We start from the raw sequence: 15,410 nt of genomic DNA, 5'->3' as shown, positions 1-15,410 counted from the left end.
TATTATGCGGTTTTTTATCATTATGCTGATAACAGCACTGGCATCAGCCCTGTTATTACATTTTCTCCCCTGGTGGATATCGATGGTGATTGCCTTCCTGATGGTGCTGCTCTTGCCTTTACGCATGGGGCCGGCTATTTTGTCGGCAGCTCTGGGTGTAGGGCTTTGCTGGCTGGTGATCGCCCTGTTCCGTGATATCGGTAATGAGCACATCCTCAGCCGGCAGATTGCAGTACTGATGGGCGTACCCTCCTACATTTTTGTAGTATGCATCACCGGCCTTATAGGCTTTATTTCCGGTGCCCTGGGTGGATTTACAGCCAGCGCACTAAACCGTATTTTACGTCCGGGTCTAATGGCTCCGCGTACAACAAGTAATCACTAATATGAATAATAATCCGGTGCGTATACAACGCAATATAGCCTTCCTCGCTATATTCTTATTAGCCTTCAAAATGGTCGCCTGGTTACTGACGGGTTCTGTAGCCATTTTTACCGATGCACTGGAGAGTATTGTCAATGTAGTTGCCGGTCTCTTCGGCTGGTACAGTCTCTGGCTGGCCGCCAAACCCCGGGATGCCAATCATCCTTACGGTCATGGTAAGGTCGAGTTTATCTCCGCAGCTATAGAAGGTACCCTGATCTCCATAGCAGGACTGGTCATCATCATCGAGTCTATAAAAGGCTTAGGCAAGCCGCATACCTTACAGAAACTGGATATAGGTCTGGTACTGGTGGCTTTTACCGCAGTGGTCAATTATATTGTAGGCACCTATGCCGTCAATACCGGTAAGAAGAATCGCTCTGTCACAATGGAAGCCAGTGGCCGCCATCTGCGTACCGATACCTATTCTACCATAGGTATTGTTGTCGGGCTGGTACTGATCCGGTTTACCGGCTGGTTATGGCTGGATGCTGTTGTGGCTATTGTTTTTGCCATCATTATATTAGTCACCGGATACCGTGTGTTACGCAATTCCATTTCAGGAATTATGGATGAGGCTGATATGAGCCTGCTGGAAGAGGTGATTACTTACGTAAATGAGCACCGACGCCCCGCCTGGATCGATCTGCATAACCTGCGCATTATCCGCTATGGTAATATTTTACACCTGGACGGGCACCTTACTGTACCCTGGTATTATACGGTAGCACAGGCACACGAAGAGATGAAGGCCCTGGAAGACCTGGTTGTGGATAAGTACGGGACTACCGTAGAGCTGTTTATACACCTCGATCCCTGTGAGCCCTTTTCCTGCCCTTTGTGTACCATAGAAAACTGTACCGTACGCAAAGCCCCATTCCGCTACAGAATAGAATGGGATATAGATAATGTAATGAAGAATAGTAAACACCTCCTGGAGGGAGACCGCCTGACCCATGACCATTAAATCAGCCTCACAATATATAGCAGACCAGTTAGCCGATCTGTACGAAGCAGGGGAGGCACAGGCCATTGCAGGCTGGGTTATAGAAGACCTTACGGGCCTGGATACACTTTCCTTAAGAATGCAGCGGGAAGATGCGCTTACGCAAGTGCAGCTTGATCGTATGGAAGCATGCCTGCAGCAACTGCAGCAATATATCCCTGTACAATATGTGCTGGGTAAAAGTTATTTCTTTGGATATACCTTTGTGGTAAGTCCTGCGGTACTGATTCCGCGGCCGGAGACCGAAGAGCTGGTAGACCTTGTATTGCAATGTGTACGCCAGCGAGCCGGAGCGCCTTTGCGTGTACTGGAGGTTGGGGCAGGTAGCGGCTGCATCAGCATCGCTTTAAAAAAGCAGTCGCCTCAGCTGGATATTACTGCAGTAGATATTACTACAGATGCACTGGCTATTGCACGGCAGAATGCAGCAAGCCTGCAGGCTGAAGTCAATTTTATAGAATGCGATTTTCTGGACGAGGCACAATGGCCCGGATTGGGAACTTTTGACATCATTGTCAGTAATCCGCCTTATATTACAGCGCAGGAGCAGGAAGCTATGCAGGTACATGTACTGGATCAGGAACCACATACGGCACTTTTTGTGACCGATGGTGATCCGCAGCAGTTTTACCGCAAGATCGCCCATTTTGCAGATATTTATTTGCAGGCGGGCGGGGCCGTTTTCCTGGAGCTGAACCAGTATTTTGCAGCAGATACAAAGGCCCTGTACAGTGCCGCCGGCTGGCAGGCAGATCTGCTCCGGGACCTGAACGATAATGACCGTATGCTGCGCTGCACCCGATAAAAAATTTCATTTTTGTGGCACATTTTTCTATTTTTGTGCCTATTGAAAGTGATTCAGAACTCATTTACAAAACGAAAACGATGATTGAACTATTAGACGAGGCAGTAGACAGTGCTGCTTCAGGTATGAAAAAAGCCCTGGCACATCTGGATGCTGAATTGTTGAAAATACGCGCTGGTAAAGCATCTCCTGCAATGATCGACGGTATTACCGTTGAGTATTACGGTTCCCCTACGCTGATCAGCCAGGTAGCCAATGTAACGACTCCTGATGCAAGAACGATCTCTATCCAGCCTTGGGAAAAAAACATGATCAGCCCGATTGAGCGTTCTATCATGATGGCTAATATCGGAATGAACCCACAGAATGATGGTGAAGTAATCCGTCTGTTCCTGCCACCACTTACCGAAGAGCGTCGTAAAGAACTGGTAAAACGGGTGAATGCAGAAGGTGAAACCGCGAAAATTGCGATCAGAAGCAATCGTCGTGATGCATTTGAAACAATCAAAAAACTGCAGAAAGACGGCGTAAGCGAAGATGCTGCCAAAGAAGCAGAAGGCCGCGTACAGGCACTGACCGATAAAAATATCGAGAAAGTAGACCAGGCTTGCAAAGACAAAGACAAAGAGATCATGACGATCTAAGTATACTTAATTATAAAAGAATAGGGCTAACCATTGGTTAGCCCTATTCTTTTATATATACTGTTGTAATCTTTTAAAATTTCCGGCCCACGGTCAGTTTGATGATCAGGCCAATAAAGCCAACACTCAGCATCAGTACGCCAAGACCCGTCTGGCCTTTGGAGAGGTACATTACCCCTCTCAGGATAAATACAATGGAGATAATGATAGTCCAGGGGCTCGATTTAGCCTGTTTTTCGACCTGTTCGCTTTTTTGCATCAGCGCATTTACCTGCGACAGTTCTTCGTTAGAATAACCATTAGCCACCAGGTTTTCTTTTATTTCCTTAGCCGAGAAGCCTAAGTCTATCTGCTTCTGAATATCTACAGCCAGGGCTTGCTGTCTTAATTGATCCATGTTGGGTTTTGTTTTACTTTTGGATACAAATGTAGTTTTTTTGTTATAAATTCCAAATAATATACACAATACCTTTGTCTTTATTAAGGCGATTGCAAAACACTGCCATTTTGTAGCATCGCCTGCGTTGAATTACCCTTCGAGACCCTATGGGCACAAAACTCCGGTTGATGAGGCGCCCGAAGCACCAAACAAGGGCTATCGCTGTACTCAAAATTAATAAGCGATCAGTACAGACCGCTTAGAACGGCCTTATAAATCCGGTATCAAGAAAATCATTGGCTCGGTCGATAAAGTTGCAAACCATTGTCTGAACGAAGTGAGTCTGGTTTGCGACCGACCGACACATTGATTTTGAGCCAGGGATTTATACAGCCTTGATTTTTGGCGGTACCTTTTGCATCAAGGCAAAAGGTAGCCATAAATATAATTAAAGATCAAAGAGTAATGTAGGCCTTTACGTCCTGTAAATAGACAATCAATTTCACTTATCTCTACACATTATTCCTTATAATTTATAGTTGCATCGAAATTACAGGCCACTTGCCACCGACGTATTAGCAAATTAGCGCTATATTTGCAGTCTTAAATTTTTTAACGTATTCAAAAAATATGCAAGTTCAACACTTATCCGAACAAGAATTAGTGCGCAGAGAGAAATTAAACGCACTAACGCAGGCCGGGATAGAAGCCTATCCTGCGCCACTGTATCCTGTATCTCATTATTCTGAAGACATAAAGAAGCAGTATACAGAGGAGAAGAAGGATGAGTTTGCAGCAGTATGTGTGGCCGGCCGTGTAATGAGCGTGAATAACAAAGGCAAGGCAGGCTTCCTGAAGATACAGGACAGTAAAGGCATCATACAGATATATGTAAAGAAAGAAGAACTGTCTACGGAAGAAGACAGTACCCTTTGGGATGTAGCAATCAAAGGTATTGACCTGGGCGATATCATCGGTATTAAAGGTTATGTATTTGCAACCATGAAAGGAGAGATCTCTGTGCATGCACAAGAGTTTACCCTGTTGTCCAAATGTCTGAAACCATTACCTGTAGTAAAAAGAGATGAAGAGGGTAATGTATTTGATGAAGTTACCGATCCTGAATTCCGCTACCGTCAGCGCTATGCCGACCTGATCGTGAATCCGCATATTAAAGAAACATTCCTGAAACGTACCAAAATCATGAATACCATTCGTGATTTCCTGAACGGACAGGGCGCAATAGAAGTAGATACACCGGTATTACAGAACATCCCGGGTGGGGCAGCGGCACGTCCGTTCATCACCCATCACAATGCACTGGATGTACCTTATTACCTGCGTATTGCGAATGAATTATACCTGAAACGACTGATCGTAGGTGGTTTTGACTGGGTTTATGAGTTCAGCCGTAACTTCCGTAACGAGGGTATGGACCGTACACACAACCCGGAATTTACCGTACTGGAGTGGTATACCGCGTACAAAGATTACTTCTGGATGATGGACATTACCGAACAGTTGTTCGAGAAAATGGCCATTGCCGTACATGGTACCACAGATGTGCCGGTAGGCGATAAGATCATCAGCTTTAAAGCTCCGTTCAAACGTATTTCTATCTTCGACTCTATCAAAGAAAATACCGGTATCGATGTGAGTGAAATGGATGAAGAAGGTCTGCGCCAGGTGTGTAAACAACTGAATATAGAAGTGGCACCTAACATCGGTAAAGGCAAACTGATCGATGAGATCTTTGGGGAAACATCGGAGCATACTTATATGCAACCGACATTCATCATAGACTATCCGGTAGAGATGTCTCCGCTGACGAAGAAGCACCGCAGCAAAGAAGGTCTGGTAGAGCGTTTTGAGTTAATGATCAATGGTAAGGAAATTGCCAATGCCTATTCTGAGCTGAATGATCCTATCGATCAGCGCCAGCGTTTCGAGGATCAGATGGCACTGATGGAGCGTGGCGATGATGAAGCCATGTTTATCGACCATGACTTCCTGCGTGCACTGGAATACGGTATGCCGCCAACCTCAGGTATCGGTATCGGTATCGACCGCCTGTGTATGCTGCTGACCAATCAGCCGTCTATCCAGGATGTACTGTTCTTCCCTCAGATGAGACCGGAGAAGTTTGACAGTGGCGTTCCATTGAGCGATGAGGCTAAAGCTATTAAAGATATATTATCTCAACAGGCCGATAAAATAGTACTGGATGCCTTAAAAGCAGAAAGTAAACTGTCCGGTAAGAAATGGGATAAAGGTATTAAAGAACTGACCTCTGCCAATCTCGCTAAAATCGAGAAAAATGAAGAAGGCGTTTTTGTACTGAACAGAGACTAATTTTACAAAACTACATAAAAGGGTAAGGGCTGCAATTTGCAGCCCTTACCCTTTTATGTAGTTTGTTTTTCAGAGTATCTCGATAAAGAACAAAGAGCAATTGTATTTACCGACTATCCGCATGTAGTAACCTTTTTTCTTCGTCCTTTTGTCCGGCAACAAAAGGACCAAAAGTGCCTTTGTTTTCATCAAGGCGATTGCATAGCACCGCCATTTTGTACCGTTGCGTGCATTGATCGTCTGAGCTTAACGTGTGATGCATTCGGCGCTCAACGATCGCATCTCCAACCAAAATGGTTATCGCTGTGATGAAAACAACAAGCGATCCGTACAAGTACAGATCGTTCAAATGGCCTTATAAATCCGGCGTCAAGAAAATCATTGGCTCGGTCGATAGAGTTGCAAACCACTGTCTGAGCGTAGCGAGTCTGGTTTGCGACCGACACATTGATTTTTAGCCAGGGATTTATACAGCCTTGATTTTTTGGCGCTACCTTTTGCATCAATGCAAAAGGTAGCAATAGCTATATAGGCTACTTAAATTATAATACTAGACTTTGTTTCCTTTAAGCGGATACTCAGTTTGTATTTTAATATTATGTCAACATCAGCCCTGACTTTGCGCAGGACTTTTTTATGCTGTATATTTGTGCTGTTAAATTACAATACATCTACATGAGCAAAATATTAGTGACCGGCGGTTGCGGTTATATCGGCAGCCATACCATTGTAGACCTGGTAGATCATGGTTTTGAGGTAATCTCTGCAGACAATCTTTCTCGTGGCTTCGGTGAGATGAATGATAAAGTATCTAAGTTATTAGGCAAATCCATTCATAATTACGCAGTAGACCTGAGCGATGCTGCAGCTACCCGTACCATCTTCGAAGCAAATCCTGATATCGAAGGTATCATTCACTTTGCAGCATACAAATCGGTGCCGGAATCAGTAGATGCTCCGCTGATGTATTATAAAAACAATATCGGATCACTGATCAATATACTGGAGTGTGCTAAGGAATTTGGTGTGAAGAATGTAGTATTCTCCTCTTCCTGTTCCGTATACGGTAATGCAGATACACTGCCGGTTACCGAAACAGCACCCTTAAAAGAAGCAGAATCTCCATACGCTGCTACCAAACAAATGGGCGAGCAGATCTGTGCTGATTTTGTAAAAGGTAATCCCGGTTTCAAAATCGTACTGCTGCGTTACTTCAACCCGGTAGGAGCGCATGAGTCTACCCTGATCGGTGAGATGAACCAGCGTCCGGAAAACCTGGTGCCTATCGTTACCCAGACAGCCATCGGTATCCGTTCCGGAATGACGGTATTTGGTAATGATTACGATACCCGCGATGGATCTTGTGTGAGGGATTATATACATGTAATGGATATTGCCCATGCCCATACACTGGCCCTGCAGAAGTCTATAGAGAATGCATTGCCATCAGGCTGTGAGGTCTTTAACCTGGGAACGGGCGAGGGGGTAACGGTTCTGGAACTGATCAAAGCTTTTGAATCCGTATCCGGTCTTAAACTGAATTATGACATCGGTCCGCGCAGAGCAGGCGATGTGATTAAAGTATATGCAGACAATACCAAAGCCAAAACCCTGCTGGGCTGGCAGCCTGGTTATGATATAACCACGATGATGCAGACCGCCTGGAACTGGCAACAGGCCCTGGCCAAAGAAACAGCACAATAATATGACAAACGGCATTCCTACTGATCACGGTCTGATACTCTTTGACGGAGTATGCAATCTCTGTAGCAACAGCGTGCAGCTGATCATTAAGAATGACCGGAAAGATTATTTTCGCTTCGCTTCACTGCAATCTGATCTGGGCGTAGCACTGAAAAAGCAGTATAACATAACCACAGACAGTATCGTGCTGGTCGAAGATGGAAAGGTATATACACAGTCTTCCGCAGCATTGATGATTGCCCGCAGACTTAAAGGAGCATATTCTTTACTGTATGGGTTTATGATCCTGCCGCGAATGATCAGGAATACGGTGTATGCCTGGATTGCACGCAACCGCTATCGCTGGTTTGGCAAAAAAGAGGCTTGCTGGATACCAACTCCCGAGCTGAAAAATAAATTTATTGCATAATAGTTTACATATATAATGGAAGATATTTTAGCAGGGTTCGACCCCGCAGGTGCTGCAGACTGGAAGGCACAACTGACCAAAGATCTGAAAGGAATTACTTTTGAGCAGCTGAGAAGAATCGATGATAATGGCATCACTATAGAGCCGTTCTATACGATTGAAGATGTTGCAGATCATGATACCAAGCCTGTATTTGCCCATACTGACTGGAGTATTATGGAGCGCATCGTCGTAAACCAGGAACAGGACGCCAATAAACTGGCTTTACAAACACTGGCTACCGGCGCCAGCGGACTGATTTTCGAAGTGGCCGCCGAAAATACCGACTGGGCGACACTACTCAATGGGGTAGAGGTAGCCTATATCCATACCTTCTTTAACCTGCGCAATGCAACAGATGCATCTGTAGAAGCACTGACAGCGTACCTGAAAGCACATAATGCTGTACAGGCCACAATAGGCCACGATACTTTATCTGATTATGTACAGGCTAAGGCTACAGCCGAGACCTTTGCAGCAGCGGTAAACCGCATCGCGCAGAGTACAGGGCAGCTGATCGTTGATGGCAGCCTGTACTATAATGCCGGATCACCATCGGTATACCAGCTGGGACTGATTACTGCGCAGGTGAATGAATACCTGCAGGCACTGGCCGATAGCAATGCCTTAAATACAGTAAAACAATTGCATGTGACTGTGGCTACCGGTACCGTATTCTTTGAAGAGATTGCCAAAGTACGCGCTTTAAGACAGCTGTTGCAATTGCTTACTGCACAATACGATATCAACCCGGAAATAGCCATACAGGCTATAACCGGTACTTTATATAAAGCACCATACGATGCATACAACAACCTGCTGCGTGATACACTGGCCGGTATGGCCGCTGTAATGGGTGGTAGTGATGCGGTGTACATTCTCCCGTTCGATGAAGGACATTCTAAAGGTAAAGAAGCCTTCAGCAGAAGGATGAGTGTAAACACACAATTGCTGTTTAAAGAAGAAAGTTACCTGCACCATATTGCCGATGTCGCCAATGGTAGTTATTACCTGGAGACACTAACCGCAGAGATGGGTACTAAAGGCTGGGATGTCTTTAAAGAGATTGAGGCTGCTGGAGGATTTATACAATCATTTAACGACGGTATACTGACCGGAAAGGTAGCGGCACAGGCGGCAGATCTGCTGGAGCGTTACCGTAATGGAAGCCTGGTATGGATCGGGATGAACAAGTATCCTAATCAGGTAGATATGCCACAACCGGCACCGGTACCGCAACATGAGCAGCCGGGTATATACCCGTTGAGCCTGGCTACAATAATATAATTCACTATGTCGTGATAAAATTATTGTAGTATAAACTTGCATTTTAAAAAAATGCGTTATATATTCGGGGGAATTACAACAAAACAATCACTCATATGGCACTTTCAGACAAACGTTACGTATTCTTGGTAGACGACGAGCCTATCCAAAACGAAATGTTGAAAGACTTTTTAACAGAACGATACACATACGAGATCAAAGTATTCGATAACGGAGAAGAGGCTATGGCGCAAATGCACCTGAACCCCGAAATCGTTGTACTGGACTACCATCTGAACGCTCATTTGCAAAATGCAAAGAACGGTGTAGACGTACTTAAAGAAATCAAGGACAAAAACCCGGAGACACAGGTGATCATCCTGTCCGGACAGGATAAAATAGATGTGGCTGTAGATACAATGAAGTACGGAGCCTTCGATTACATTGTAAAGGGAGAGAGTGCTTTCCCGCGCATTGAAAATGTAATCAACAATGCCAGCGAAATACATAAGCTGAAAATTGTAAATGAAGGGTACAAACGTACCATCACCCTGCTGACCATCGTGATCGGACTGATCGTTTTAGGAGCCGTATTCTTCATGTTCCTGAAGCCTATCCTGGACGCGCAATAAACGCACCGCCGGAATAATTTATAACAAAAAAGGAGCCTTATCTGCAGTCCGCAGATAAGGCTCCTTTTTTGTTATAAACATACTTTACAATTTATTAATTATATGGACATTCTAAGGTGATATAACTCTTCTAGTTTTGCAAATATATATTAAAATTATAATTTGTATGAAGAGCATTTACAGTTTAGTTTTACTGGCTTTGGCCGGTAATGCAGGTTTTGCACAAGTGAGTATGACTGCCACAAACAGCTATACGCAAGCCTTTAACACACTTCCGGCCAGTTCTAGCGGTACCTGGGCGGACAATAGTACGATTTCCAGCTGGTATGCACAGCGTACCGGTAATGGTACAAGTATCCTGGTTTCTGATGGAGGATTAAATTCTGGTGGGCTTTACAGTTACGGTACAACCAGCAACAGCGACCGCGCCCTGGGCTCTCTGGGTTCCGGCAATGCCGCAGCAGGAGACTTTGCTTATGGTGTATTGCTGCGCAATAATTCAACGCAGACGATTACTAATATAACGGTTGCCTATACAGGCGAGCAATGGAGAAACGCAGCCGGTGCGGGTGCGCAAACCGTATCTTTTTATTACAAAACAGCTAATGGTGTGATCAATGATCTGCAGCCAACCACTACCAGTGGTTGGACAGCGGTTTCGGCACTGAACTTTACCAGCCCACAGACAAATGGTCCGGGTGCCAATAATACTACCAATGCCATTAATGGTAATTCGGCGGCTAACAGAACGGCAATTTCTGCCACAGCCTTAACCGGCTTAAGTCTGGCTCCGGGACAGTATATTATGCTGAAATGGGATGATCCGGATCACTCCGGTAATGATCACGGATTGTCTATTGATGATGTAACGATCAACTGGACAGTACCGGCAGCAACCAATCCGATCGGAACAGCTCCGTTCAGATCTAAAGCGAGCGGCGATTATAATACTGCAGCTACCTGGCAATATCTTTCTGTAACAACCCCGCCTACCTGGTCCGATGCTACACAGAAACCGGGTTCCGGCAATGTAGTGACTATCCAGTCTGCACATACCGTTACCATGACTGCTGATGAAAGCGCCGATACACTGAAAGTTGATGGTGTGCTGGCAGCAGCAGATCATGTACTGGCTACCACTAAACCGGTTATACTGAACGGTTCTGTAAAAAGCACCAATGAATACGGTCTTTCCGGCAGCACTATAAGCACCTTCCGTATGTCAGATGTAACCATCAACAATGCCTCTACGATTGAGTATAATGCTACCGTTACCCAGTTTATTTCCGATATTACCTATAACAACCTGGTTATTTCCGGTGGTGAAAAACAACTGCCAGGTAATGTAACCGTTAATGGTACGGTAAGCCTGGGCAGTATCCTGCATACTTCTGCTTCGGCATTATTGCAACTGGGCAATGACGCACAAATTACCGGTGGCAGTGCAACTGCATATATCGATGGCCCGGTGGCTAAGAGCAGCAATACCGTTACAACATTTACCCTGCCGGTAGGTAAGGCCGGTGTATATCGCCCGGTGATCATTAAGCCGGTTTCTACTGCAGCGACAACCTATACTGCCGAATACTTTAATGCCGGTTATGGCAATACTACCGTAAGTGGACGTTTAGATGCGGTGACCAACAGCGAATACTGGGATATCAACCGCAGCGGTACAGCCGACGCGGATGTGACCCTGACCTGGGGCAGCAGTTCTAATGTAATCAATCCGGCAGATGTACGTCTGGCGCACTTCAACAGCACTGCTAATGCCTGGGAGCCTTTGGGCGAAACGGTTACAGGTACGGCCAGCGATGGTACGGTAACTGCCTTCGGTGTAGCTGCCTTCAGTCCGTTCACCATCGGTAGTAGTTCCGTTCCTCTGCCGGTGCAGCTTACTTCTTTTGAAGGATATGCACAGCAGGGCAATAACATCCTGAACTGGTCTACAGCGATGGAGCAAAACAACCGTGGTTTTGACATTATGCACGCAACAGATGGTAAAAACTTCAGCAAAATCGGGTTTGTATCCTCTCTGGCTACAGAGGGCAACAGCCATGCAGTCCTGGCATACCAGTTCATCCATAAAGATGCAGGTGCTGCTAAGCATTATTATAAACTGGTACAGACAGACTTTGACGGCAGCAGCAAAACGTCCGGAATTGTACTGATCAACAATACCAGCGCAGCGCAGATTGCAGTATATCCTAATCCTTCAGTGCAGGATAATATTACCATTAACCTGGCAACGGATGCCGCTGCTACAATCATTGTTACTGACCTTAACGGTAAGGAACTGATCAGAAACAAAGCTACCGGCAAGACCTATAACCTGGACGTAAGTGCCCTGACTGCGGGTAATTATATCATCCGTATAGAGGCAGGAATAGTGCAAAATGTTAAATTTGTTAAATTATAATTAATTGATAGTGTAATTAATACACCCCAGCTTAAGATTTAAGCTGGGGTGTATTTTTTTAATGCTTTGCTCTTATCTTCGTGAAATATAACCAATCAATAACTAAACTCAAACAAGAAATCATGAAGAAACGCTTAATCCCTATTGCCCTGACCCTATCCCTTGCTATCTTTGGTTGTGTACAGAAATCCGAAGCCCGTGCGCGTATCCCTTTCGGAGAGCGCGAGGCACTGACTAAAGTCGCTGACCTGCCCGACACGGACGAATACCTGATCAAAGAAGGTTCTAAAATGATGAACACTAAAAGCCAGTACCTCGACCTTGCTACTTTTCACAAAGAATTTAATATAGCCTGGTTATTACCATTATGGGTAACCCAGGAGCCTAAACTGGTAGGATATAACGAGACTGATCAGAGCTTTTACGAATTATCTGATCAGGAACTGCAGACCATACTTGACGAAAATAAACTGGATAAAAATAAGCTGAATAAACTGGGATTTTACACACGTTATGGCGGAAAGCTTGTTGCTGTACTCATTATTTTATTCATTATCTGGGGGCTGATACCATCTAAAAAAACTCCGGTTACCCCGCAATCTGCTTAATTTCTTATTTTTAATTAAAGGACGCATATGTACAATACTATTTTATATGTTGTGGTCATTATGGCTGTCATTTACGGAGCCTTTTTCTACATCACTTATCAGCGCCGCAGAAAGCTGCTGAATGTAATGGAACACCTGGATATGGACGAAGAGGCTAGGCAGGCACCGTCCTATAAAGACCGCCTGTTAGAAACAGAGTATGCTTTTGTGAAAAAGCAACTGGGCGATCAGCCTGCAGATGCATTTACCTATGCCAATACACAGTATACCGGCAAAGACCAGGCCAAAGATATTGCCAAAGACACCCTGAAAGGGCTGGCTACACTGGGCACGGTAAAATTCAGAACAGTACAAACACCCAAATACCTTGTATTAAGCGGGGGAGCGCTGCACCTGATGGATACCGATACCGATGGCGACATTACCAAGCACATCGTTTTTGAACCGTTCCGCCTGCAACAGGCCCGCATTGAGGAGAAACCCTTGAGCGGAATGGCCAGGGCACAGGCCAAATTCGGTAAGTTCGACCTGAAACTGTACAAATTATATTTACCTACAGAAGACGGCGAGGTGGTTATGGACATTTACAATATGCTCCTGTTCAATTTTGCCAGTAGTGGCGGTAATGCACTGACCATGAGTCCGCATAAACAGGTAGAAAATATTGTAGTGGCCAATCATTTCCTATACGTACTGGGGCAGAAATACCCCCACCTGCGTGTACCGACAGCTATACCGTTTAAAGCGTAAAACAAAGATCATACAGGAAGAGGGCTGCAATTGCAGCCCTCTTTTTTAATGGGGGAAACCCTATTTTGTAAATTGCTCAAAATGACAGAAATTGCAGGGATAATAAGGAACATTTTCGTTCCTCCTGTTGATATTTTGATCTGTTGTAATTGATGTCTGCACAATACTTAGTTTCTGCACGTAAATACCGCCCCCAAACCTTTGAAACGGTTGTAGGGCAATCGCATATCACGACCACATTGAAAAATGCGATCAAAACCGAGCATCTGGCACATGCTTACCTCTTCTGCGGTCCGCGCGGAGTAGGGAAGACGACCTGTGCCCGTATCCTGGCCAAGACGATCAACTGTGAGCGTCCCACTGCAGAAACAGAAGCCTGTGGCACCTGTGACACCTGTCTGACTTTTAATGAAAACAGCTCTTTCAACGTATTTGAACTCGATGCGGCCTCTAACAACTCTGTAGATGATATCCGTGCCCTTACCGAGCAGGTGCGCTTTGCCCCCCAGGTAGGAAAGTACAAAGTGTATATCATAGATGAGGTACACATGCTCAGTACAGCGGCCTTCAATGCCTTCCTGAAGACACTGGAAGAACCGCCTTCTTATGCTATATTTATCCTGGCTACAACGGAGAAGCACAAGATCTTGCCTACGATCCTGTCCCGTTGTCAGATATTTGACTTTAAGCGCATTCAGACCAATGATATTGTAGCTCACCTGAATGGTATCTGTATCAAAGAAAACCTGGTGGCAGAAGAGGCAGGGCTGCACATCATTGCGCAGAAGAGCGAGGGCTGTATGCGTGATGCACTGTCCATAATGGACCGTATCTCCAGCTTCAGTAACGGGCACCTGACGTATGATCAGACTGTAGAGCACCTGAACCTGCTCGATGCCAGTTTCTATTTCAAACAATTGGATGCGGTTATGAGCACCGATATTGCCAGTGTATTACTGCAACTGGAATCGGTGTACCAGCGTGGATTTGAGGGCGATGCGATTATTAACGGCTTTGCCGAGCACCTGCGCGACCTCTTACTGTGTAAGGATCCTAAGATGACTATGCTGCTGGATATTCCCGAAGCACATAAACGCATGTTCTTCGAAAAGGCACAGATGATCGCCACAGAATATATTGTGTCGGCACTGAATATCCTTAATGAAGCAGAAATCAATTATAAGACTACGCTGAACAAGAGATTACATCTCGAAGTCACCTTTATTAAACTCTGTTATCTGAACAATGTGCTGGATACATCTTCTATTGCAGAAGATGCAAAAAAAAAATATAGCCAGCCTGTAAATAATCCGGCACCGGCTGCTGCGGTAGCAACATCAACTCCGGCAGCCCCGCCAGCATCAGTACAACAGGAGGCCTACCAGGCACCTGCTCCTGTATATACGCCGCCTCCACCGGCCGCAGTACCACCAGTGCAGGCACAGGCTCCGGTAAGTACTCCTCCACAGGCCTCTGCCCCTTCGGCTCCACCACCGGCAGGCCCTTCCGGTCCACCTAAGCCTAAATTAGGTAAGAACTTCCTGCAACAGATACAAGAGCAGGCTTCACAAGCCGTTGTTCCACAGGAAACAATAGCCCTGACGCTGGATATCGCGAAGGATTTGTATGCCCGCTATATTGATCGTCTGAAGCATGATTCAGAGAAAGTATTGCAGGCCACAAACCTGGCCAGTGCTACGGTACAGATCAATGCGCCGGATGAGATTATACTGGTCTGCAACAGTAATATCGGACTGATCTATGCTTCCGGTAATACAGATGCCATCCGCGATTTCTGCAAGCAGGAAACCAATAACAAAGACCTGAGGGTAATTGCGATCCTTGATCCTACAGCAGTAAGCCAGGCACCTAAAGTACAATCCATCTCCAAATCGGATCAGTTCGATCTGATGGTCAGACAAAATCCGCTTTTAAAACAACTCAAAGACCAGCTGCGCCTGGATATAGGATAA

The 15,410-nt window shown here is 45.4% G+C and carries 14 protein-coding genes; 13 read left to right on the top strand and 1 reads right to left on the bottom strand.

Features of this window, described 5'->3' with window-relative positions; genetic code table 11:
* The first annotated feature begins 4 nt into the window (after positions 1–4).
* From EMP01_RS01270 to frr, 4 genes are all read left to right on the top strand, one after another.
* The gene (locus tag EMP01_RS01270; protein ID WP_129019687.1) at positions 5–385 is read left to right on the top strand and encodes a hypothetical protein; all 381 of its coding nucleotides are present in this window, start codon (positions 5–7) and stop codon (positions 383–385) included.
* A gap of 1 nt (position 386) precedes the next feature.
* Positions 387–1,391 (top strand): cation diffusion facilitator family transporter, encoded by a 1,005-nt coding sequence (locus EMP01_RS01265; protein ID WP_129019686.1) that lies wholly within the window; start codon positions 387–389, stop codon positions 1,389–1,391.
* Positions 1,381–2,235: a peptide chain release factor N(5)-glutamine methyltransferase gene (prmC, locus tag EMP01_RS01260; protein WP_129019685.1), complete on the top strand. Its 855-nt coding sequence runs from the start codon at positions 1,381–1,383 to the stop codon at positions 2,233–2,235. The genes EMP01_RS01265 and prmC overlap by 11 nt, the downstream gene beginning before the upstream one ends.
* An 80-nt stretch (positions 2,236–2,315) precedes the next feature.
* A complete protein-coding gene (gene frr, locus EMP01_RS01255; protein WP_129019684.1) occupies positions 2,316–2,879 on the top strand; it encodes a ribosome recycling factor in 564 nt (187 codons plus the stop codon).
* A gap of 73 nt (positions 2,880–2,952) precedes the next feature.
* On the opposite strand, the gene EMP01_RS01250 is transcribed toward frr, so the two are convergent.
* A complete protein-coding gene (locus tag EMP01_RS01250) occupies positions 2,953–3,276 on the bottom strand; it encodes a hypothetical protein (protein WP_129019683.1) in 324 nt (107 codons plus the stop codon).
* A gap of 612 nt (positions 3,277–3,888) precedes the next feature.
* Here EMP01_RS01250 and lysS point away from each other — a divergent pair.
* The 9 genes from lysS to dnaX all read left to right on the top strand — a co-directional run bounded on the left by lysS (position 3,889) and on the right by dnaX (position 15,410).
* On the top strand, positions 3,889–5,610 hold the full coding sequence (gene lysS, locus EMP01_RS01245) for a lysine--tRNA ligase (protein WP_129019682.1): 1,722 nt from the start codon (positions 3,889–3,891) through the stop codon (positions 5,608–5,610).
* Positions 5,611–6,285: 675 nt separating this feature from the next.
* Complete coding sequence (gene galE / locus EMP01_RS01240) at positions 6,286–7,314, top strand: UDP-glucose 4-epimerase GalE (RefSeq protein WP_129019681.1); 1,029 nt, start codon at positions 6,286–6,288, stop codon at positions 7,312–7,314.
* Between the two features lies 1 nt (position 7,315).
* Complete coding sequence (locus tag EMP01_RS01235) at positions 7,316–7,723, top strand: thiol-disulfide oxidoreductase DCC family protein (protein WP_129019680.1); 408 nt, start codon at positions 7,316–7,318, stop codon at positions 7,721–7,723.
* 15 nt (positions 7,724–7,738) lie between these two features.
* On the top strand, positions 7,739–9,049 hold the full coding sequence (locus tag EMP01_RS01230; protein ID WP_129019679.1) for a methylmalonyl-CoA mutase family protein: 1,311 nt from the start codon (positions 7,739–7,741) through the stop codon (positions 9,047–9,049).
* Positions 9,050–9,144: 95 nt separating this feature from the next.
* Positions 9,145–9,660: a response regulator gene (locus EMP01_RS01225; protein ID WP_129019678.1), complete on the top strand. Its 516-nt coding sequence runs from the start codon at positions 9,145–9,147 to the stop codon at positions 9,658–9,660.
* A gap of 166 nt (positions 9,661–9,826) precedes the next feature.
* Positions 9,827–12,079, top strand: a complete 2,253-nt coding sequence (locus tag EMP01_RS01220; RefSeq protein ID WP_129019677.1) for a T9SS type A sorting domain-containing protein — start codon at positions 9,827–9,829, stop codon at positions 12,077–12,079.
* A 122-nt stretch (positions 12,080–12,201) separates the two neighbouring features.
* The gene (locus EMP01_RS01215) at positions 12,202–12,687 is read left to right on the top strand and encodes a hypothetical protein (RefSeq protein ID WP_129019676.1); all 486 of its coding nucleotides are present in this window, start codon (positions 12,202–12,204) and stop codon (positions 12,685–12,687) included.
* A gap of 27 nt (positions 12,688–12,714) precedes the next feature.
* Positions 12,715–13,437 carry a hypothetical protein gene (locus tag EMP01_RS01210; RefSeq protein WP_129019675.1) on the top strand — a complete coding sequence of 241 codons (723 nt, stop codon included), beginning with the start codon at positions 12,715–12,717 and terminating at the stop codon, positions 13,435–13,437.
* A gap of 152 nt (positions 13,438–13,589) precedes the next feature.
* Positions 13,590–15,410 (top strand): DNA polymerase III subunit gamma/tau, encoded by a 1,821-nt coding sequence (gene dnaX / locus EMP01_RS01205; RefSeq protein ID WP_129019674.1) that lies wholly within the window; start codon positions 13,590–13,592, stop codon positions 15,408–15,410.

Origin of the sequence: Edaphocola flava (assembly GCF_004118155.1) — a bacterium.
Taxonomy (GTDB): domain Bacteria; phylum Bacteroidota; class Bacteroidia; order Chitinophagales; family Chitinophagaceae; genus Edaphocola; species Edaphocola flava.
This window is presented reverse-complemented; position numbering and strand designations above follow the sequence as displayed.